Genomic DNA, 20,810 nt, shown 5'->3' with positions numbered 1-20,810 from the left:
TGGGAGATTAATAATGAAGAAGATGTTGCTGGCGAGCGCCGCCACGCTGCTCGCCACCGCCGCCACAGCCGAGGAGGTAAAACTCGGCGTGCTTCTCGGGTTCAGCGGCCCGATTGAATCCATGGCTGTCGCCATGGGCTCCGGCGCGGAACTCGCGATTTCCGAGGTGAGCGACAGCGGCCTGCTGCTGGACGGCTCCACCGTGACCGCGATCCGCGGCGATTCCACCTGTATCGATGCCGCCGCCGCCACCGCCGCGGCCGAGCGCCTGATCACCGCCGACGGTGTAAACGGCATCCTCGGCGCCGCCTGTTCGGGCGTGACCGGCGCCGTGCTCGCCAACGTGGCCCGTGCGAACGGCATGGTGATGATCTCGCCGTCGGCAACGTCACCCGCGCTGTCGTCCGCCGAGGATGACGGGCTGTTCTTCCGCACCGCCCCGTCGGACGCGCGCCAGGGCGAGATCATCGGCAAGCTTCTGTCCGAAAAGGGCATCGGCTCGGTCGCGATGACCTACACCAACAACGACTACGGCAAGGGGCTCGCCGACAGCATCCAGGCCGCCTACGAGGCCCTTGGCGGTGAAGTGACCATCGTCGCGGCGCATGAAGACGACAAGGCCGACTATTCCGCCGAAGTGGGCGCGCTTGCCTCCGCTGGCGGCGACCTGCTCGTGGTCGCGGGCTACGCCGACCGTGGCGGCGCCGGCATCGTGCAGGCAACGCTCGACACGGGCGCCTTCGACACGTTCTTCTTCCCTGATGGCATGGTCTCCGACAGCACGACGGAGAAGTTCGGGGCCGACGTGGACGGCTCCATGGGCACCCTGCCCGGCTCCGATTCGCCCGGCGCCGAGAAATTCGGCGAGGTCGTAGGCGACGCCTTCGACCCGACGTCGATCTTCTCCGGCGAAAGCTACGACGGCGCGGCGCTGCTGCTGCTGGCGATGCAGGCGGCTGGGTCCTCCGATCCGAAGGTCTACAAGGACAAGATCATGGACGTGGCCAACGCCCCCGGAGAGCCGATCATGCCGGGTGAACTGGCCAAGGGTCTGGAGATCCTCGCGGGCGGCGGCGACATCGACTACATCGGCGCGACGGCCGTGGAATTCCTCGAGAACGGGGATTCCGCCGGTTCGTTCCGCGAGGTCGTCGTCGAGGGCGGCGCCTTCGAGACGGTCGGGTATCACTGATCCCGGTCTGCGGATGGCCCCCTTGCCGTACGCACATACTTGACGTAACGACAAACGGCCCGGGTCCTTTCCCGGGCCGTTCGCTTGCCCTAAGAGCACGCGTCGACATCAGAGCCCCGACCAAGCGGGCCGAAGAACAAGGACCCCGCCAACGGGGCCGGAAGTCAGGGAAGCTGCATGATAAGGGTCGAGAACCTTCACAAGCATTTTGGCGGTTTCCGTGCCTGCGACGGCGCGTCGATCGAGATCGCCGAGGGCTCCATCACCGGGCTGATCGGCCCGAACGGCGCCGGAAAATCCACCCTCTTCAACGTGATCGCCGGCGTTCTGCCTCCGACGTCCGGACGGGTGTTCATGGGCGAGGAGGAGATCACCGGCCTGCCGCCGCATGAGCTGTTCCACAAGGGGCTGCTGCGGACGTTCCAGATCGCGCACGAGTTCTCGTCGATGACGGTTCGGGAGAACCTGATGATGGTTCCCGGCGGCCAGACCGGCGAAACGCTCTGGAACACCTGGGTCAAGCGCGCGCAGATTGCCGAGGAAGAGGCGAAGCTGCGCGACAAGGCCGAGGAGGTGCTGGAATTCCTGACCATCGACCACCTGGCCGACGAGAAGGCCGGGAACCTCTCCGGCGGGCAGAAGAAGCTGCTGGAGCTTGGCCGGACGATGATGGTGGACGCGAAGATCGTCTTCCTCGACGAGGTGGGAGCGGGCGTGAACCGCACGCTGCTGCGCACCATCGGCGATGCGATCATCCGGCTGAACGAGGAGCGCGGCTATACCTTCTGCCTGATCGAGCACGACATGGATTTCATCGGGCGGCTCTGCGATCCGGTGATCTGCATGGCCGAGGGCAAGGTGCTGGCCGTGGGCAAGGCGCAGGAGATCATGAGCAACGAGCGGGTCATCGAGGCCTATCTCGGCACTGGTCTGAAGAACCGCGCCAAGACCGAGGCGACGGCCGAATGAGGAGCGCGGCGAAACATCTTGTTTTCGCGGCGGGACTCGCGGTTTGCGCCGCGCCGGCGCTGGCGGAGGAGGTGATCCTCTTCAAGTGCTTCTTCGACTGGAAATGCGACCCGAACCGGGCCTGCGGCGACGCCGCGCTCGACCGGCGCATCAAGCATTTCACCGAGACCAACGCGGTGGAGCTGCTGGGCGGCGATCCGCTGTCCAGGATGGCCGTGCAGATCGGCGACCGCTCCGTCAGCTTTCTGGAAATGCAGATATCGGGCGCCGTGGACGTGACCACAGTCAAGATCACCAATGGCGAGGCGGTGCATTCGACGCACCGGATCGACGGCATGACGCTGACCCCCGAACAATACCTGGGCGAATGCGTCGCCCTGCCCTCGAGCGAGTGAGGCCCGAATGAGCGACCCATTTCTCATCGGCGATACCATGTCAGGCGGCTACGGCGCCGGCCCGAACATCCTGCACGGCTGTACCATCGCCGTGGAAAAGGGAGAGATCGCCGTCATCGTCGGCCCCAATGGCGCTGGCAAATCCACCGCGATGAAGGCGGTTTTCGGCATGATGGATGTGCGCGAGGGCGAGGTGCGGCTGGGGGGCGAGGACATCACCGCGCTTAGCCCGCAGGCGCGGGTGGCCAAGGGCATGGCCTTCGTGCCGCAGACGCACAACATCTTCACCTCGATGACGGTGGAAGAGAACCTGGAGATGGGCGCCTTCCTGCGGGAGGACGACATCTCGGGCACCATGGGGCAGGTCTACGACCTGTTCCCGATCCTGAAGGACAAGCGCCGGCAGGCGGCGGGCGAGCTTTCGGGCGGCCAGCGCCAGCAGGTGGCGGTGGGCCGCGCCCTGATGACCCAGCCCACGGTGCTGATGCTGGACGAGCCCACGGCGGGTGTGTCGCCCATCGTCATGGATGAATTGTTCGACCGGATCATCGAGGTCGCCCGCACGGGCATCTCCATCCTCATGGTGGAGCAGAACGCCCGGCAGGCGCTGGAGATCGCCGACAAGGGCTATGTGCTCGTGCAGGGGCGCAATGCCCATACCGGCAGCGGCAAGCAGCTTCTGGACAACCCGGACGTGCGCCGGACCTTCCTGGGGGGGACGTGATGAAGCGCGGGCTCCTCCTTGCGTTGGCGACCTGTGCCGCCGGATCGGCGTTGGCCGAGCCGCTGGAATGCAGTTTCACCACGGAATGCTACGAGGCCGAGGGGTGCCATGACACCGACTACGGTTTCATGGTGTGGTTCCCCTCCGAGACCAACGCACAGGTGGTCACGATCACCGATCAGACCGGGGATTACCCCGGACAGGCCGAGCCGCTGGGCACGGAGGGGCGGGTGATCCGGTTTGTCAGCGGCTTCGGCCCCTCCATGCTGACCCTCCACGGCACGGCCGCCCGGCTTTCCGCCCACAGTGGCAGCGAGGCGATGATGGTGACCTATGCCGGCACCTGCCGGGAGGTGGAGTGATGGAGATGCGCGGAGGGCCACGCCCGACCCTGGGTGGGCGCGTACAAAGGGGAAGCGGTGCGAGGCAGCGTCGCTTTGCAATTCGACGCTTCGGCGCGGGACGGCGGACATGCACCCTCCCGGCGGGAGGGTCGGGTACGGCCCGGCATGCCGCCGGGCGTACCAGACCGCGCGGCTTTCCGGGGATGCCACTGGCCGGGGCCGGTCTGGGAATGATGCTGGCAACCCTCGCGCCCGCAGCCGCAGATACGGAAACCGCTCATTGCACGATACTCAAGACCTGCGACGGCGCTGGCGCATGCCGGGCTGACGGGACGAAGATCACCTTCGGGTTCGAACCGATCAAGGTTCGCCGCTCCGGGGAGGGCACGTGGCGTGTCACCTACGGTGGCAAGTCGGTGCAGGCCGAGGGCGTATCGTATTACGGCCCCTTCCTGTGGGCCGAGGGGTCGCGGGATATCCAGTCGCTCATGACCTCCGACGAGACTCACATGCTCTGGCATAGCGCAGACGACTCCGGCGCGCTCGTCCGCTTCATGAAATGCGAGGAGGGGTAGCCGCACATGAACCAAGCATTGCTGGCAGCCGCTCTCCTGTTCGGTACGACGAGCCTCGCCGCAGCGGGAACCGCCACGGATGGAGTCTACGCGTCCATTTCGGTTCCTGGGTGCGGTGTGGGCATGATGCACGGCCACGACCGTGAGGACCTCGCGACCCCGCCCGCTGCGCTCGTCGAACGCGTCGCCCGGCCCGGTCCCGCACGCGCGTTGCTGCGCGACAAAGGGGTCTCCGACAGCGACCCGGCGACGGGTCGGTACTCCTACATTCGCCCGGCCCCCGAAGCCCGCGGGCTCGGCGGAACGCGATCCACTACACGATTCCCGTGCAAGCAGGTGCTGTTCTGATGGACCTTCTCAACGCCCTCGTGGTGCTTCTCAACTTCGTCATCATCCCGGCGACAGCCTATGGTAGCCAATTGGCGCTGGGCGCGCTCGGGGTGACGCTGATTTACGGTATCCTGCGGTTCTCGAACTTCGCCCACGGCGACACGATGGCCTTCGGGGCCATGGTGACGATCCTCTTCACCTGGGCGTTTCAGGCGATGGGCGTTTCGATCCAGCCGCTTCCCACGGCGCTGCTCGCCCTGCCCTTCGGCATTGCCGTGACCGCCGGGATGATGCTGCTGACCGACCGCTGGGTCTATCGTTTCTACCGGGCGCAGAAAGTGAAACCCATCATCCTCGTGATGGCGTCGCTCGGCGTGATGTTCGTGCTGAACGGCATCGTGCGGGTCATCATCGGACCGGGCGAACAGCAGTTCAACGACGGTGCGCGCTTCATCATCAGGGCGCGCGATTTCAAGGAGATGACGGGACTGAACGAGGGGCTGGCGTTCAAGACCAGCCAGGGCATCACCATTGTCGTCACGATCATCGCGGTTATCGCGCTCTTCTGGTTTCTCAACCGCACCCGCACCGGTAAGTCGATGCGCGCCTATTCGGACAACGAGGACCTGGCGCTGCTGTCGGGGATCAACCCCGAAAAGGTCGTGCGGGTGACCTGGATCCTCGCGGCGATCCTCGCCACCACGGCGGGTGTGCTCTATGGGCTCGACAAGGCGTTCAAACCCTTCACCTATTTCCAGCTGCTGCTGCCGGTGTTCGCCTCCGCCATCGTGGGCGGGCTGGGCAACCCGCTGGGCGCCATCGCGGGCGGCTACATCATCGCCTTTTCCGAGGTGACGCTGACCTATGCCTGGAAGAAGGTGGCGACCTACGCGCTGCCCGAAAGCCTTGCGCCCGACGGGCTCGCGCAGCTGCTGTCGACCGATTACAAATACGCGGTTTCCTTTACGATCCTCGTGATCGTGCTGATCTTCAAACCATACGGCCTCTTCAGGGGGAAAGCGGTATGAACCGGAACGCGCTTCTCTTCGGCGGGGTCGCCCTGCTCTACGTTCTGACCGGATTCTTCCAGAGCTGGAACACCGCGCTGGCAATTTTCAACATGGGGCTGATCTCCGCCATCATGGCGCTCGGCGTGAATATCCAGTGGGGCTACGCGGGGCTCTTCAACGTGGGCATCATGGGGTTCGTGGCCCTTGGCGGGCTGGCGACGGTGCTTGTCTCCATGCCGCCCGTGGGCGAGGCCTGGGCGGCCGGTGGCGGCCGGATGCTGGCGGCGCTGGCGGTTGGCGCGGCGACCGTCGCGGCGGGTATCCTGGCCTATCGGCGTGTGACCGCGGGCCGGTTGCGGGTGCTGGCGGTGATCGCGGTCTTTGGCGTGGGCTTCGTGCTGTACCGGGCGCTCTTCGACCCGGCGCGCGACGCGATCGAGGCGGTGGACGCGGCCTCCACGGGCTATCTCGGCGGCATGAGCCTGCCGATCCTGCTGGCCTGGCCGCTGGGCGGGCTGCTGGCGGCCGGTGCGGCCTGGCTGATCGGCAAGACGGCACTCGGGCTGCGCTCGGACTACCTCGCCATTGCGACGCTCGGGATTGCCGAGATCATCATCGCGGTGATGAAGAACGAGGACTGGATGGCGCGCGGGGTGAAGAACGTCGTGGGCCTGCCGCGGCCGGTGCCCTACGAGGTCGATCTGCAGGAGAGCACGGGCTTCGTGGAGCGGGCGGCGTGGCTCGGGCTCGATCCGGCGACCGCCTCCTCGCTCTGGGTCAAGCTGCTCTATGCGGGCCTGTTCCTCGTTGTCCTGCTGGCGCTGATCTGGCTGACGCAGATGGCGCTGAACTCGCCCTGGGGCCGGATGATGCGGGCGATCCGCGACAACGAGGTGGCCGCCGAGGCCATGGGCAAGCATGTGACCCGCCGGCACCTGCAGATCTTCGTCATCGGATCGGCGATTTGCGGCATGGCGGGGGCGATGATGACGACGCTCGACGGGCAGCTGACGCCGGGCACCTACCAGCCGCTGCGCTTCACCTTCCTTGTCTGGGTCATGGTGATCGTCGGCGGCTCGGGCAACAACTGGGGCTCGGTGCTGGGCGGCTTCCTCATCTGGTGGCTGTGGATCCAGGTGGAACCCATCGGCGGGGCGATCATGCATATCGTCACCCTGCCCTTGCCCGACGGTTCGGGTCTGAAGGAACACCTGCTGGATTCGGTGCAGCATATCCGGCTGCTGACCATGGGCGTGGTCCTGCTGCTGGTGCTGCGCTTCAGCCCGCGCGGGTTGATCCCGGAGAGGTAGTCAAAGGCGTGGCGTCCGACCCCTGCGCCGGACGCCACCGTTGGTTCATTGGTTCATGCTGGCGCTGTCGCGGTAGATCTTCCACGATCCGTCGTCCTGGCGTTTGAAGACGCTCAGGAACTTGCCTTCGAGATGCATGGTCTCGCCATCCTTGATGGGATCGACGGAATAGGTTCCGCTGGAAAAGGCCCAATCCCCGAGGACGACGATTTCCCCGGCGTCGATTTGCATCGCGGCGAGCGTCCCCGGAACGAACTTCTTCGGCGCGCTTGCGACGAGTTCGTCATAGGTCTGGGTCGGGCGACCCTGCCCCATCTTCAATGCGTCCTCGTCCCAGAGCGCCAGCCAGGCATCGGCATCGGCGGCAACGCGGGTTGTCTGGTAGGTGACCCAGATGTCCTGGATCGCCTTCACATCGGCGTTCTGACTTCCCTCAGCCGCCCATGCGGTTCCAAACCCCGACAGACCGATCGCCGCACTGACAAGAAACACCGTCATTGCAGTTTTCATAATCCCCTCCCGTGAAATAAACGCTTGGTGAACGGGAGATATTGTATCCCCTTCCCCAGGGTCATCGCCATGACGTGGGTCAGGATGCACTGAAATGCCGCGAGATCGGCATCTCCGTCAAACCCGTGGGGCTATGCGAATTTGCCTTCGAGATACGCCAGCAGCGGCTCGACGCTGATCGGGGCGCCGGTGGCGGCCTCGATGGTTTCGCGTGGCGGACGCACGGCCCCGTGGTGCTGGAGGTTTTCGCGCAGCCACGCGGTGGACGGGCCGGCGTCGCCTTGGGCGAGGCTTTGCTCCCAGTCCGGCACCGCCGCGGTCAGCGCCTCGAACAGGCAGCCGGCATAGACATTGCCCAGCGTGTAGGTCGGGAAGTAGCCGAACAGGCCGACGGACCAATGGACGTCCTGCAAGACACCGTTCGAGGGCCGGTCGACCGCCACGCCGAAGTCGGCCGCGAAACGTTCGTTCCAGGCGGCATCGAGATCGGTCACTTCGAGGTCGCCGCGCACCAGCGCGCGTTCCAGGTCGAAGCGCAGCAGCACGTGGAGGTTGTAATGCACCTCGTCGGCCTCGGTGCGTATATAGCCCGGGTGCACGGCATTGAGCGCGGCGTGGAAGGACTCCGCGTCTTGCAGGCCGAAATCCCCGAAAACCTCGCTGAAACGCCCGTGGAGCCAGCCGGTGAAGCCGCGGCTGCGGCCGAGCTGGTTCTCGTAGATGCGGCTTTGGCTCTCGTGAACGCCCATGGAGGCGCCCATGCCGATGGGCGTCAGCAGGTAGTCACGGGAGACGTTCTGCTCGTAGGTGCTGTGTCCCACTTCGTGAATCGTCGAATAGAGACAGTTGAGCGGGTCTTTCGGGTCGGTGCGCGTCGTGATCCGGGAATCGAGACCGGACCCGGAGGAGAAGGGATGCACGGCCTTGTCCATCCGCCCGTGGTCGAAATCGTATCCGAAAACGCGGGCGCATTCCTCCGCCAGCCGGAGCTGGGCGGCCTCGTCGAAATGGCCCGCGAGGCGCGGCGTGCTGTTCCCGTTCTCCAGCAACCGCTCCCGCAGCGCGACGAGGCGCGGCCGCAGCGTCTCGAACATCGCCGCAAGCTCCTCGCCCGTGGCGCCCGGCTCGTAATCGTCCAGCAATGCGTCGTAGAGATCGCCGCCGTCGGCCAGCGCGGCGGCTTCCTGGCGGCGCAGGTTCAGGACCTCCGCGAGCGTCGGCGCGAAACCGGCGAAATCGTCCCGCGCCCGGGCGTCGGCCCAGATCCCCTGCGCGAGGCTGGTGGTGCGTGCGATCGCTGCGGCCAGATCGGCGGGCACCCTGGTCGCGCGCCGGTGCTCTCGCTCCAGCTGGCGAAGCTGCGCGGCCTCGACATCGGTTGCGGGCGTGGCAGCGGCGAGCCACTCGGCCACGCGCGGATCGGTCTTCCGGGCGTGCAGGACGCCTTCCATCGCCGCCATCTCGTCGGCGCGTTGCGGCGCGGCGCCGGGCGGCATGACGGTTTCCTGATCCCAGCCCAGGCGGCCGAATACCTGTTTCAGCGCCTCGGTTTCACGGGTGTAGCGCATGAGCGCGTCATAGGCGGATGTCATCGTGTCAGCGTCCCTCGCGAACGGAACTGGCAATCGGGTAGCCGGCGAGGAAGCGGCCCCGCAGGATCGCCACCCAGAGGATCACCGCCAGGAGCTGGTGGGTGATGGCCACGTGCCATTGTGCCTGGGTGAGCACGGCGACGATGCCGAGCACAACCTGCCCGAAGGCGAGCACGGCGACCCAGTCGAAGGCGCGCCGGGTGCGGGCGTGGGTGGACTGGCGGCCGCGGTTCCAGACCACGAGGGCGAAGACGAAGGCGATATAGCCCACCGTACGGTGGATGAACTGCACCAGCCCCTCGTTCTCGAAGAAGTTGCGCCAGGCGGGCACGATCTCGAACGGGTCTGGCGGCAGGAGACCGCCGGCCATGAGCGGCCATGTGGGATAGGCGCGGCCCGCGTCGGTGCCGGCGACCAGCGCGCCGATCAGGATCTGCAGGAACACGAGGTGCAGCAAGCCCGTGGAGAGGCCACAGAGTTTCGCCTCCTTCTGGCGGCGCGCCTGCAGCAGCTCGCGCTCCGGACGGGAGAGGAGCAGGACATACCAGGCGATCAGCCCGAGGATGACGAAGGCAAGGCCGAGATGCACCGCCAGCCGGTAGGGCGCCACGTCGAGCGCCTCGCCGCCGAGGCCGCTGGAGACCATCCACCAGCCGATCGCCCCCTGGACGCCGCCGAGCACACCGGGCAGCAGTAGCCGCCCGGTCCAGCCGGTCGGGATGTTCCGGGTGAGCCAGAAGCCCAGGAAGCCAATCGCCCAGACCAGGCCGATCACGCGGCCCAATTGCCGGTGCCCCCATTCCCACCAGTAGATCGACTTGAACTCCGCCAGCGTCATGTCGCTGTTCTGGAGCTGGTATTCCGGGATCTGCTGGTATTTCTCGAATTCCGCGGTCCAGGCCGCCTCCGACATCGGGGGGATTGCGCCGGTGACCGGCGCCCATTCGGTGATCGAGAGGCCGGAATCGGTGAGCCTGGTGAGCCCGCCGACGACGATCATGACCACCACGAGGGCGAAGAGAACCGCCAGCCAGAGGCGGATGCCGCGGCGCGCGCCACGATGGGCGCGGTCTATGGCGCCGGGGGCGGCGGTGCGGGCCTTCGCCGGTTCGCCTTTCGCCTCCTGCACCTCTTCGAAGATGCTTCGCTTTTCGGCCATGCCTGTCTCCTGCCGGTTAAGGGTCGGATCGCTGGTTTTCGTTACTGGGCTGCTGCCGGGTCAATTGCCGCAGCATCCCGTGAAATATCTGCACGTCGGCGCGGGTCAATGCCAGCCGCGACAGCATGTTGCGCATCGCCAGCCGCATCCCCGGCGCCTTGGTGGGCGGAAAGAAGAAGCCCGCGTCGGTGAGCCGCTGGTCGAAATGGTCGGCCAGTTTCTCCACCTCGATGGCCTGCGCGCGCTCTATGTCCGGCGCCTCCACCGGCGCCGCGCTCTGGCGCCGCCATTCGTAGGCGAGGAGCAGCACGCATTGCGCGAGGTTGAGGGAGAAGAACTCCGGGTTCACCGGCACCGTGACGATGGCATGGGCGCGCGCCACATCCTCGTTCTCCAGCCCGGCGCGTTCCGGGCCGAACATGAGGCCGACCTTGCCGCCGGCGGCGGTGACCGCACGAGCCTCCGCCATCGCCTGCTCCGGCGTCATCACCGGTTTGGTCAGCCCGCGCACCCGCGCCGTGGTGGCGTAGACATGGGTGCAATCGCCGATCGCATCGGCGACGCTGTCGAAATGCCCGGCGGTGTCCAGAAGCCGCCCTGCCCCGCTCGCCAGCGCCACCGCGCGCGGGTTGGGCCAGCCATCGCGCGGGCTGACAAGGCGCATCCGGTCGAGGCCGAAGTTCCACATCGCCCGCGCCGCCCCGCCGATGTTCTCGCCCATCTGCGGGCGCACGAGGATGAAGGCTGGCTGGGACATGAAATCTCTGGCGTTGTCTGCGGCTCGGAGGCCCTGATACGCCGCGGGACCGCTGGCATCAAGCAGCCATGGCGCAGCGCCGAAAAGGGAGGTAAGACAACCGCCGATACCAGACGACCAGACGAGACGCCGGAGAGACAGATGGCCGACACCGGACACGACGGCGAGCAGCCGCAGATTTACCTGATCACGCCGCCGGAGTTCGAGCTTTCGCGGTTCCCCGACCGGCTGGCGTCGGTGCTCGATGCGCGCGACATCGCCTGCGTGCGGCTGGCGCTGGCGAGCCAGGACGAGGACAGGATTGCACGGGCCGCGGATGCCTGCCGGGCGGTCTGCCATGCCCGCGACGTGGCCATCGTGATCGACAGCCACCTGCGGCTGGTGGAGCGGCACGGGCTGGACGGGGTGCACCTGAGCGGGGCGCGCGGCATCCGCGATGCCCGCAAGGACCTGGGCGAGGATGCTATCGTCGGCAGCCATTGCGGCACCTCCCGGCACGACGGGATGAACGCGGGCGAGGCCGGGGCCGATTACATCGCCTTCGGGCCGGTGGGCGAAACGGCGCTTGGCGACGGCTCGGTCGCGGAGCGGGACCTGTTCGAGTGGTGGTCGCAGATGATCGAACTGCCGGTCGTGGCAGAGGGCGGGTTGACGCCGGAGCTGGTGCGTGGCCTCGCGCCGATCACGGATTTCTTCGGGATCGGCACCGAGATCTGGTCGCAGGAGGACGCGGTGGCGGCCCTTGCGGCGCTGATGGCCGGCGCCGGCTGACGAGCGGCCAAGGGCCCCTGCCCCGCCGGCGGTCAGATCCCCGTCACGGCACGCAGGCTGCCGGCGGCGGCGGTGGCGATCACCACCATCCAGACCGGCAGTTTCCAGGTGCGCAGGGCGAAGAACGCCGCCACGGCCATAGCAAAGCCCAGCGTGTCGCGGATGCCGGTGGTGAAAACCGGATCGTAGAGCGCCGCCGCAAGCACCCCGACCACCGCCGCGTTGACGCCGGCCATGATCGCGCGCGCCGCCGCGAGGCGGCGCAGTTCGACCCACCACGGCAGCGTCCCCGCCACCAGCAGCAGCCCCGGCAGGAAGATCGCCACGAGCGCGATGGCCGCGCCGGTCAGCCCGCCCGGCGTCGGCGGGCCGGAGACCGCGCCGAGATAGGCCGCGAAGGTGAAGATCGGGCCCGGCACGGCCTGCGCGGCGCCATATCCGGCAAGGAAGGTGTCGGCATCGGTCCATCCCGGGGCGACGACCGCGTCCTGCAGGAGCGGCAGGACGACGTGACCGCCGCCGAAGACCAGCGCCCCGGCGCGGTAGAAGGCCTCGAAGAGCGCGAGGCCCGGTCCGCCCAGACCGGCCGCGAGCAGGAGCGGCGGGATCACCAGCAAGAGCAGCGCAAGGCCGACGAGCCCCGGACCGGTGCCGCGACCGGGCAGGTTCTGCCGCTGGAAATGCACCGCCCCCTGCGTGTCTGCCGCGGTGCCCAGGGACAGGGCCCATCCCGCGAGGCCGCCGGCCAGGATCACCGCGACCTGGCCGCCCGCGCCCGGAAGCATTCCGAGGGCAGCCAGGGCGGCGAGCGCGATCTCCAGCCGCGCCCCGCCCGGCGCAAGGCTGCGGCCCATGCCGTAGACCGCGTCGGCCACGACGGCCACGGCAAGGATCTTCAGCCCGGCAATGGCACCGGTGAAGGCGGGCGCCTGTGTCATGCCGGCCCCGTAGGCGAAGAGAAGCAGGAGGAGCGCCGACGGGAGGGTGAAGCCGCACCACGCCGCCAGCCCGCCCTTCCAGCCGCCGCGGATCAGGCCGACGGAGAAGCTCACCTGCGTCGAGGCCGGGCCCGGCAGAAACTGGCAGAGGGCGACCAGATCGGCATAGGCGGCTTCGCTCAGCCAGCCGCGGCGCGTGACGAAGGCTGTCCGGTAGTAGCCGAGATGGGCGATCGGGCCGCCGAAGGAGGTCAGGCCGAGGCCGAGGAAGATGCGGAAGATCTCCCAGGTGCCGGTTGCGGGCATTGGCTCGGAATCCGCGGCGCCATCGGCTGGCTGCGGGATCTCATCGGCGGGGTCGGTGTCGCGCTGCATGGGGAGGTGGTAGCACCGCCATGCAACAGGAAAAAGGCGCGACCTCGACTCGTCGCGCGGCGCCGACGCGCCCGCGCGGAGGCATTGGGGGTTTCACCCCCAAACCCCCAGGATATTTGACGACAGAAGAAGGCAGGCCGGCGGCTGGGCCGGTATGCGGGGCCGGTTCTGGAACGGTGGCGCCCGCAAAGAAAAACGGAGGCCGCGATTGCAGCCTCCGTATTCGTTTTGCGCGATGGCCTTGCCGAAGCGCGGCGCGTCCGGACCGTCCCGTGCTGGCGCCGGTCAGCGCTTGGAGAACTGGAAGCTCCGGCGGGCCTTGCGGCGGCCGAACTTCTTGCGTTCCACCACGCGGCTGTCGCGGGTCAGGAAGCCCGCGGCCTTGAGCGGCGCGCGCAGGGCCGGATCGTAGAGTTGCAGGGCCTTGGAGATGCCGTGCTTGACCGCACCGGCCTGGCCGGACAGACCGCCGCCCTTGACGGTGGCGACCACGTCGAATTCGCCTTCGACGCCGGCGACCTGGAACGGCTGGTTCAGGATCAGCTGCTGAACCGGGCGGGCGAAGTAGGTGGTGATGTCGCGGCCGTTCACGGTGACCTTGCCGGAGCCCGGCTTGATCCAGACGCGGGCCACCGCGTCCTTCCGCTTGCCGGTGGCATAGGAGCGGCCCAGCTCGTCGCGGACGGGCTCGCGCGGCGCCTCCAGCTCGATTTCGACGCCCGGAACGGCGCCTTCGGCAACTTCGTTCAGCTCGGCGAGGGATTTGACTTCTTCAACCATGTGCCTCAGCTCCGGGTGTTTTTCTTGTTCATGGATTTGACGTCCAGCACTTCGGGCTGCTGGGCTTCATGCGGATGCTCGGACCCGGCATAGACGCGCAGGTTGGTCATCTGCTGGCGGGAGAGCCGGTTGCCCGGCAGCATGCGCTTCACCGCCTGGGTCACGACGCGCTCGGGGTACTTGCCCTCGAGGATCTGGCCGGTGGTGCGGGACTTGATGCCGCCCGGGTAGCCGGTGTGCCAGTAGTTCGGCTTGGCGCGCTTGTTGCCGGTGATCTGCACTTTCTCGGCATTGATCACGATGACATTGTCGCCCATGTCCATGTGCGGGGTGTAGGTCGCCTTGTGCTTGCCGCGCAGGCGATTGGCGACGATCGAGGCGAGACGGCCCAGCACCACGCCCTCGGCGTCGATGATGATCCATTTCTTTTCGATCTCCGCAGGGGTCGCGGTATAGGTTTTCATGGCTCTTGCTCTTGTATGCGTATCGGGGGGCAACCGAACCGGCGCCCAAAACGATTGATGGCGCGGTTCTAAAGGTTTCGCACGCCCGGTCAAGCACAAACATGTCGCGAAAACCGTGCAATTTCATGCACTTGAAATTACGGTATCATATTACCCCATGAACTCGGGTCAAACCGCCATGTGTTCCGGCGGATTGTCGAGCAGGTCGCGCAGGCGCTGCATGGCCTGTTCGAACCGATCCAGCGGGATTTGTCCGTTCACCGCGATGCGGACCGCGTGCGGCGCGCGCCCCTCGCGAAGCGCGAATTCCTCGGCGGAGCGCAGCTGGATGCCGGCCCGCTCCGCGGCCAGCGTGAATTCCGCGGCGCGCCATCCCCGAGGCAGGGTGAGCCAGAGGAAGGGGACCTCCTCGTGCCAGCGCAGGTCGTAGCCGCCGAGCGCATTCACCGCGACGCGGATGTACTCCCGGATGCGCCGGCGAACGCGCTCGCAGCATGCTTTCGTTTCGGAATCGCGAAGGATGATCCGCGCGACCTCCGCCAGCGGACGCGCGAGGCCGAAGAAGCCGTATTCCGCCGCGCGCCGCAAGTCCTTGGCGCGCCCGCGCGCCGCCACCGCGAAGCCGATCCGCAATGCCGGGGTGATCGTCTTGGAGATCGAGGAGACATGCCATCCGCCGTCCGGCCAGAGCGCCCGGTAGGAGGGCGCGCGGGCCGGGCCGGTCCGGTAGCAATCGTCCTCCAGGATCTGCACCCCCCCGGCCCGCCGACAGGCCGCCACCAGCGCCTTGCGCCGCGCCAGCCCGGTATGGTTGCCGGTCGGATTGTGAACCTCGGGCGAGGTGCAGAACAATTGCGCACCGTGGCGGATGGCAAGGCGCTCCAGCTCCTCGGGGATGACGCCCTCAGCATCGGACGGCACGCCGACCACCTCGACACGCAGCATTTCCGCCGCGCGCCGGAACCCGGCGTAGCTCAGATCCTCCACCAGAACCACCGGCGACGGCGCCCGCAAGGCCGCCTGCATGACCAGCGATATCCCGTTCTGGCCGCCATGGGACAGCACGATGTCGTCCTGATCCAGCGGCCCGAGCATGACATCGGACAGCCAGCCGACGACCGCCTCCCGCGCGGGCCGGAAGGCGTCGCGGTTGGGATATTCCACGAGATCCGTCGCCGCGCCTTCGGCGACCTCGATCAGCGCACGGCGCACCGCGGCCACCTGCCCCATGTCGGGAAGCCGCGGCGCATAGAGGTTGACGGTGCCGTCATCCGCCGGCGTCGCGCGGGACCAGACGTCATCCACGACCGGGCGCGCCTTGGGCGCGACGAAGGTGCCGCGGCCGACCACCGCTTCCAGCAGGCCGGCATCGGTCAGCATGGAATAGGCCCGCGCAACCGTGCCGGGCGTGACATCGAGCGTCCAGGCGAGTTGGCGGACCGGAGGCAGCTTGTCCCCGACCTTGAGCGTTCCGTTCCCGATCGCCGCACCGAGATGATCGGCCAGCGACTTGTACTTCGTGCGCCCGTCGAGCAGCAGGCCCTCGGCCCATTTTGTATCCGACACAATACTTTCCTAGACCGTACAATCATTCAGATGTAACACAATCTCGTAATTGTAACGCAACATTGTGTCAACACAATCTTGGAGGTTCCCATGGCACATTCCCCCGCTCCCACCGCGCTCCATATCGAGCAATTGCAGGCCCATGCACCGCTGCCGCTGGCCGCGCAACTGGCACTGCGCGTGGCCGTGGCGGTTGCCAAATGGGATCGCCGCCGCCGCAGCCGGATCGCGCTGTCCAAACTCACACCGAGCCAGCTCCGTGACGTGGGCATCAGCCCGTACGACGCACAGCTGGAACTTCAGAAACCCTGTTGGAGGCCCTGACACTTCCCTGCGACGGGCTTTCGTACTGCGGCGGCGCCTCTGGCCCGCCGTTTTTTTGGGCTCAGCGCCGTGGCGGGATCGCATAGGTCACGCCAGCCCGCGCGACCGGCTCGGTCGCGCCCTCGCTGAATATCAGCGCATCCCCCACGGCCAGTTGCCGCCCGAGTTTCAGCAGCCGCGCATCGCAGAGCAGATCCCGTCCGGCCACGGGCTTGCGCATGAAGTCGATCGAGCAGTTCGTCGTGACGGCGAGCGCCACCGGCCCAATACGGCTGAGCACCGCAAGGTAGATCGACACATCCACGAGCGAGAACATCGACGGCCCGGAAACCGTGCCGCCCGGCCTGAGATGGCGCTCCCCGATTTGCATGCGCACGCGAATCCCGTCCTCCCGCAGATCCTCGACGTGGAAATCGTTCACCACTTGCGGAAACTCGCGCGAAATGAACGCGTCCAGCTCCTCCGCCGTCATCATCAAGGACATCGGCCCTTCCCCTCCGCTGCTACCCGGTTACTGTTCGGCCAAGGCTATGGGAGGACGGGATGCCGGACGAGATCTTGCTGCGCGAGGACCGCGGTTACGTTGCGGAACTGACACTGAACCGGCCGGCGGCGCTCAACGCCCTGTCGGACGCAATGCTGGCCGCGCTGAGTGAACAGATCGCGGCGCTTGAAGAGGATCGCGGGATTCGCGTGGTGGTGCTTCGGGGGGCCGGCAAGGTCTTCTGCGCCGGTCACGACCTGAAGGAGATGCAGGCGGGCCGCCAGTCCGAAGATGCCGGGGCGGCCTATTTCGCGAACCTTTTCTGCCGCTGCGCCGAGGTGATGCTCGGCCTGCAACGCCTCCCGCAGCCGGTGATCGCGGAAGTCCACGGGATCGCCACCGCCGCCGGATGCCAGCTCGTCGCGTCCTGCGACATGGCGGTTGCCGCCGAGGGCACGCGGTTTGGCGTCAACGGCGTGAATATCGGCCTGTTCTGTTCCACACCCATGGTCGCGCTGACCCGTGCGGTTCCGCGCAAGAAAGCGTTCGAATTACTGACGACCGGCGAATTCATCGACGCCGGCAGAGCCGAGGCCATGGGCCTGGTCAACCACGTGGTTCCGCATCCCGAGCTGGCCGCCCGGACGGCGGCGCTGGCCGACACGCTCGCCGGCAAGCTGGACGCGGCGGTCCGGATCGGCAAGCGCGCCTTCTACGAGCAGATCGACATGGAGATCGCCGACGCCTACGCCCACGCCGCGGCGGTGATGACGGAAAACATGCTCTGGCGGGACACGGACGAGGGCATCGCCGCCTTCATCGAGAAGCGCAAGCCAGACTGGTCGGAATGATCGGCTGCGCCGCCTCGCAGGATGCCGGTGGACCGGGAACGGACGGGCGCGTACCAATTGACTTGCGCCGCCTTCCTACAGGGCCGGTGGCGCGGATTTCAGGAAGGGAGGAATTGAAGAGATGGCTGTCAGAGAGAATTTCACCGACGAGGAATGGGGCCTTGTGATCCAGGCGCCGCTGGTCGCGGGATTTGCCGTCACGGCCGCGGACCCGAGCGGGTTGATCGGGGCGTTCCAGGAAAGTGCCGCGGTCGCGCGGGCGATGACGGCCGCCAAGGCCGATGCGGCAGCGGGCTCGCTGCTTGCCGAAGCGGTCAACGCGTTCGACACCTCCGAGGCGCGCGGCATTGCGCGCGATGGTGTCCGGGAACTCGTGAAGGGGCGCAAGCCCGCCGAAGCCTGCGAGGCGGCGATTGTCCGCCTGCGCGAAATCTCCGGGATCGTTCGGAGCAACGCCCCGGCGGAGGCCGATGCGTTCAACGCCTGGCTGCTCGGGATCGCCGACAGCGTAGCGCAGGCGGCCAAGGAGGGCGGGTTCCTCGGCTTCGGCGGCGAAGCGGTATCGGACACGGAACACAAGGCCCTGGCAGATATCGACACGGCGCTGACCGGCGCGATCACCTGACTTGGCCTGCGCGCGTTGTGCGCACGACGGGGCAACCGGCGCGGGCTGCTCCGCCTTCCATTGTGCGCCCGCCCTCCCCGGATGACTGCCTGCGACATCACCTGTCGCAAATCGCCTAGCGCCGGAGCCTGCGCGCTTTGAGGCTGGACACAGGAATCTCGGGGAGCCTCACATGAAAACCACCACCCAGGTCTGTGTCATCGGCGGCGGCGTCGTCGGCTGTTCGGTTCTCTACCACCTGACCAAGCTTGGCTGGACCGATGTGCTGCTGCTGGAGCGCTCCGACCTGACGAGCGGCTCGACGTGGCACGCGGCGGGCGGCTTTCACACGCTCAATGGCGACACCAACATGGCGGCGCTCCAGGGGTACACGATTGGGCTCTACAAGGAGCTTGAGGCGACCACGGGCATGTCCTGCGGGCTGCACCATGTGGGCGGGATCACCCTTGCCGATACGCCGGAGCGCCTCGACATGCTGAAGGCGGAGCGCGCCAAGCACCGGTACATGGGGCTGGAGACGGAACTCCTGTCTCCGCGTGAAATCAAGGAGATGGCAGAGCTTGTGAATGTGGATGGCATCCTCGGCGGCCTCTACGATCCGCTCGACGGGCACCTGGACCCGGCGGGCACGACCCACGCCTATGCCAAGGCCGCCCGAATGGCGGGCGCCGAAATCGTGACCCATTGCAAGGTCCTGCAAACCAATCCCCGCACCGATGGCACCTGGGACGTGGTGACCGAACAGGGCACGATCCACGCCGAACACGTGGTCAATGCCGCTGGGCTTTGGGCACGCGAGGTGGCGGCGATGGCCGGCGTGTACCTGCCGCTGCTGCCCATGGCGCACCAGTATATCGTGACCGACGACATCCCCGAAATATACAACCGGGACAAGGAGTTCCCGCACATTATTGATCCCGGCGGCGAAAGCTACATGCGCCAGGAGGGGCGCGGGCTCTGTATCGGCTTCTACGAACAGCCCTGCGAGCCCTGGGCGGTGGACGGCACGCCGTGGGACTTCGGCCACGAATTGCTGAACGACCAGTTCGACAAGATCGAGGAATCCATCGCTTTCGCCTACCGCCGGGTGCCGGTGCTGGAAACGGCCGGGGTCAAATCCGTCATCCACGGACCCTTCACCTTTGCCCCCGACGGCAACCCGCTCGTCGGTCCGGTGCCGGGGCTGCGCAACTACTGGGCCGCCGCCGCGGTCATGGCCGGGTTCAGCCAGGGCGGCGGGGTCGGGCTGACGCTGGCGCAATGGATGGTCGAGGGCGAGCCGGCCCAGAACAGCTTTGCCCTCGACGTGGCCCGCTTCGGGACGTGGACGACGCCGGGGTACACCGTGCCCAAGGTGGTGGAGAACTACCGGCACCGCTTCTCCGTCTCCTTCCCGAACGAGGAACTGCCCGCCGCCCGCCCCTTCCGCACCACGCCGATGTACGACATCTGGAAGGGGATGAACGCGGTCTTCGGCCAGCAATTCGGTCTGGAGGTCGTGAACTACTTCGCCCCGCGCGAGGAAGAACCCTACGAGGTGCCAAGCTTCCGCCGCTCCAATGCCTGGGAGGCGGCCGCCGCCGAAGTGGCCGCCGTCCGGGGCGGCGTCGGGATCAACGAGTTGCAGAACTTCGGGAAATTCTCCGTGACCGGGCCGAACGCGCGCGGCTGGCTGGACCGCATCATGGCAGGGCGCATTCCGCAACAGGGGCGCCTCTCGCTTTCGCCGATGCTGGCGCCGTCGGGACGGCTGATCGGCGATTTCACGATTTCCTGTCTTGGCCCGGAGGAATTCCAGCTCACGGCCTCCTACGCCAGCCAGACCTTTCACCAGCGCTGGTTCGCACAGCACGGAGAGGCTGGCGTCACGGTGGAGAACATCTCCGACCGGCGTACGGGGTTTCAGATCGCCGGGCCGAAGGCGCGGGAATTGCTGGCGCGCGTCACGCGCGGTGATGTGAGCGCCGATGCCTTCCGGTTTCTTGACGTGAAACGGCTGACGGTCGGCATGGCCGACGCCATCGCGCAACGGGTGAGCTACACCGGTGACCTGGGTTACGAGATCTACGTCGACCCGATGAGCCAGCGGCACCTCTGGCGCGTGCTCTCGGAGGCCGGCGAGGACCTGGGCCTGCGCCCGTTCGGCATGCGCGCGATGATGTCGCTCCGGCTCGACAAGGGGTTCGGTGCCTGGTTGCGGGAGTTCTCGCCCGATTACACGCCCGGCGAGACCGGGCTCGACCGCTTCATCGCCTGGAAGAAGCCCGCCGACTTCATTGGCCGGGCGGCTGTCGAGGCCGAGCGTGTCGCCGGGCCGAAGCGACGGCTTTGCACGATGATCGTGGACGCTGCGGACGCCGATGTTGTGGGGTTCGAACCGATCTGGCTTGACGGGCGGGTCGTGGGCTTCTGCACGTCGGGGGGTTATTCGCACCACGCACAGGAATCCGTGGCCATCGGGTTCCTCCCCCCGGACAGGATTGCCGAGGGGCTTGCGGTGAAGATCGAGATCCTCGGAGAGATGCGGTCGGCCGTCGTTCGCACCGCGCCGCTCTTCGATCCCGATGGCGCGCGGATGCGCGGATAGGCCCGGGCGGGTCCTGCAGGCAGGGAATGTCGTCTGCCGGACGGCAGATGCGGTCAACCAGACGGGGGACGGGCGGCGAGCAGATGACACCCGTCCCCCGGGGCCGCCGGGGGGACGCGTGGCGCTATTGCAAGCTCACCGCGCCCGGCATCCCCGGCCGTGGCATTCTGGAAAGAAC

Annotated in this window: 23 protein-coding genes; 14 read left to right on the top strand and 9 right to left on the bottom strand. The window is 67.2% G+C overall.

The features are described from left to right. Window positions 1–13 precede the first annotated feature (13 nt). The 9 genes from ARC39_RS06150 to ARC39_RS06110 all read left to right on the top strand — a co-directional run bounded on the left by ARC39_RS06150 (window position 14) and on the right by ARC39_RS06110 (window position 6,849). The gene (locus ARC39_RS06150; protein ID WP_068111546.1) at window positions 14–1,192 is read left to right on the top strand and encodes an ABC transporter substrate-binding protein; all 1,179 of its coding nucleotides are present in this window, start codon (window positions 14–16) and stop codon (window positions 1,190–1,192) included. 177 nt (window positions 1,193–1,369) lie between these two features. Next, complete coding sequence (locus ARC39_RS06145; RefSeq protein WP_068111544.1) at window positions 1,370–2,161, top strand: ABC transporter ATP-binding protein; 792 nt, start codon at window positions 1,370–1,372, stop codon at window positions 2,159–2,161. Further along, complete coding sequence (locus ARC39_RS06140) at window positions 2,158–2,556, top strand: hypothetical protein (RefSeq protein WP_068111542.1); 399 nt, start codon at window positions 2,158–2,160, stop codon at window positions 2,554–2,556. The genes ARC39_RS06145 and ARC39_RS06140 overlap by 4 nt, the downstream gene beginning before the upstream one ends. 7 nt (window positions 2,557–2,563) lie before the next feature. Beyond that, window positions 2,564–3,280, top strand: a complete 717-nt coding sequence (locus tag ARC39_RS06135) for an ABC transporter ATP-binding protein (protein WP_068111541.1) — start codon at window positions 2,564–2,566, stop codon at window positions 3,278–3,280. Beyond that, on the top strand, window positions 3,280–3,642 hold the full coding sequence (locus ARC39_RS06130) for a hypothetical protein (protein WP_068111539.1): 363 nt from the start codon (window positions 3,280–3,282) through the stop codon (window positions 3,640–3,642). The genes ARC39_RS06135 and ARC39_RS06130 overlap by 1 nt, the downstream gene beginning before the upstream one ends. Window positions 3,643–3,827: 185 nt before the next feature. Next, window positions 3,828–4,199: a hypothetical protein gene (locus ARC39_RS06125; RefSeq protein ID WP_068111537.1), complete on the top strand. Its 372-nt coding sequence runs from the start codon at window positions 3,828–3,830 to the stop codon at window positions 4,197–4,199. A 6-nt stretch (window positions 4,200–4,205) separates the two neighbouring features. Continuing rightward, a complete protein-coding gene (locus ARC39_RS06120) occupies window positions 4,206–4,547 on the top strand; it encodes a hypothetical protein (RefSeq protein ID WP_068111534.1) in 342 nt (113 codons plus the stop codon). After that, window positions 4,547–5,557, top strand: coding sequence for a branched-chain amino acid ABC transporter permease (locus tag ARC39_RS06115; protein WP_068111531.1), 1,011 nt, complete (start codon window positions 4,547–4,549; stop codon window positions 5,555–5,557). Before ARC39_RS06120 ends, ARC39_RS06115 begins: the two co-directional genes overlap by 1 nt. Beyond that, window positions 5,554–6,849, top strand: a complete 1,296-nt coding sequence (locus ARC39_RS06110) for a branched-chain amino acid ABC transporter permease (RefSeq protein WP_068111528.1) — start codon at window positions 5,554–5,556, stop codon at window positions 6,847–6,849. Before ARC39_RS06115 ends, ARC39_RS06110 begins: the two co-directional genes overlap by 4 nt. A 45-nt stretch (window positions 6,850–6,894) precedes the next feature. Here the strand turns inward: ARC39_RS06110 and ARC39_RS06105 are convergent, their stop codons facing one another. From ARC39_RS06105 to ARC39_RS06090, 4 genes are all read right to left on the bottom strand, one after another. After that, window positions 6,895–7,359 (bottom strand): nuclear transport factor 2 family protein, encoded by a 465-nt coding sequence (locus ARC39_RS06105; RefSeq protein ID WP_078059102.1) that lies wholly within the window; start codon window positions 7,357–7,359, stop codon window positions 6,895–6,897. A 131-nt stretch (window positions 7,360–7,490) separates the two neighbouring features. After that, entirely contained in the window at window positions 7,491–8,951 is a 1,461-nt protein-coding gene (locus tag ARC39_RS06100) for a carboxypeptidase M32 (RefSeq protein ID WP_068111522.1), read from the bottom strand. Between the two features lie 4 nt (window positions 8,952–8,955). Then, entirely contained in the window at window positions 8,956–10,110 is a 1,155-nt protein-coding gene (gene ctaA / locus ARC39_RS06095; RefSeq protein WP_068111520.1) for a heme A synthase, read from the bottom strand. A gap of 16 nt (window positions 10,111–10,126) precedes the next feature. Continuing rightward, window positions 10,127–10,867 carry an RNA methyltransferase gene (locus ARC39_RS06090; protein WP_068111725.1) on the bottom strand — a complete coding sequence of 247 codons (741 nt, stop codon included), beginning with the start codon at window positions 10,865–10,867 and terminating at the stop codon, window positions 10,127–10,129. Between the two features lie 141 nt (window positions 10,868–11,008). Here ARC39_RS06090 and ARC39_RS06085 point away from each other — a divergent pair, with 141 nt between their 5' ends. Then, window positions 11,009–11,638, top strand: a complete 630-nt coding sequence (locus ARC39_RS06085; RefSeq protein ID WP_068111517.1) for a thiamine phosphate synthase — start codon at window positions 11,009–11,011, stop codon at window positions 11,636–11,638. Window positions 11,639–11,670: 32 nt separating this feature from the next. Here ARC39_RS06085 and chrA read toward each other — a convergent pair whose 3' ends face one another. The 4 genes from chrA to ARC39_RS06065 form a co-directional block, all read right to left on the bottom strand. Next, window positions 11,671–12,882: a chromate efflux transporter gene (gene chrA / locus ARC39_RS06080; protein WP_068111722.1), complete on the bottom strand. Its 1,212-nt coding sequence runs from the start codon at window positions 12,880–12,882 to the stop codon at window positions 11,671–11,673. Window positions 12,883–13,236: 354 nt separating this feature from the next. Further along, entirely contained in the window at window positions 13,237–13,731 is a 495-nt protein-coding gene (gene rpsI / locus ARC39_RS06075) for a 30S ribosomal protein S9 (protein WP_068111514.1), read from the bottom strand. Between the two features lie 5 nt (window positions 13,732–13,736). Then, complete coding sequence (gene rplM / locus ARC39_RS06070; protein WP_068111511.1) at window positions 13,737–14,195, bottom strand: 50S ribosomal protein L13; 459 nt, start codon at window positions 14,193–14,195, stop codon at window positions 13,737–13,739. 168 nt (window positions 14,196–14,363) lie between these two features. Further along, window positions 14,364–15,761 carry an aminotransferase-like domain-containing protein gene (locus ARC39_RS06065; protein WP_068111508.1) on the bottom strand — a complete coding sequence of 466 codons (1,398 nt, stop codon included), beginning with the start codon at window positions 15,759–15,761 and terminating at the stop codon, window positions 14,364–14,366. A 90-nt stretch (window positions 15,762–15,851) separates the two neighbouring features. Here ARC39_RS06065 and ARC39_RS06060 point away from each other — a divergent pair, with 90 nt between their 5' ends. Then, a complete protein-coding gene (locus ARC39_RS06060; RefSeq protein ID WP_068111505.1) occupies window positions 15,852–16,085 on the top strand; it encodes a DUF1127 domain-containing protein in 234 nt (77 codons plus the stop codon). 61 nt (window positions 16,086–16,146) lie between these two features. Here ARC39_RS06060 and ARC39_RS06055 read toward each other — a convergent pair whose 3' ends face one another. Beyond that, window positions 16,147–16,569 carry a PaaI family thioesterase gene (locus tag ARC39_RS06055; RefSeq protein WP_068111502.1) on the bottom strand — a complete coding sequence of 141 codons (423 nt, stop codon included), beginning with the start codon at window positions 16,567–16,569 and terminating at the stop codon, window positions 16,147–16,149. 59 nt (window positions 16,570–16,628) lie between these two features. Here ARC39_RS06055 and ARC39_RS06050 point away from each other — a divergent pair, with 59 nt between their 5' ends. The 3 genes from ARC39_RS06050 (at window position 16,629) to ARC39_RS06040 (ending at window position 20,632) form a co-directional block, all read left to right on the top strand. After that, complete coding sequence (locus tag ARC39_RS06050; RefSeq protein ID WP_068111499.1) at window positions 16,629–17,420, top strand: enoyl-CoA hydratase; 792 nt, start codon at window positions 16,629–16,631, stop codon at window positions 17,418–17,420. Window positions 17,421–17,541: 121 nt separating this feature from the next. Then, a complete protein-coding gene (locus ARC39_RS06045) occupies window positions 17,542–18,045 on the top strand; it encodes a hypothetical protein (protein WP_068111497.1) in 504 nt (167 codons plus the stop codon). Between the two features lie 172 nt (window positions 18,046–18,217). After that, the gene (locus ARC39_RS06040; RefSeq protein WP_068111495.1) at window positions 18,218–20,632 is read left to right on the top strand and encodes a GcvT family protein; all 2,415 of its coding nucleotides are present in this window, start codon (window positions 18,218–18,220) and stop codon (window positions 20,630–20,632) included. Window positions 20,633–20,810 lie beyond the last annotated feature (178 nt).

It is taken from the genome of Tropicimonas marinistellae (assembly GCF_001509585.1).
Taxonomy (GTDB): domain Bacteria; phylum Pseudomonadota; class Alphaproteobacteria; order Rhodobacterales; family Rhodobacteraceae; genus Tropicimonas; species Tropicimonas marinistellae.
The sequence above is the reverse complement of the archived record's forward strand: the minus strand, read 5'-3'. Positions and strand labels throughout refer to the sequence as shown.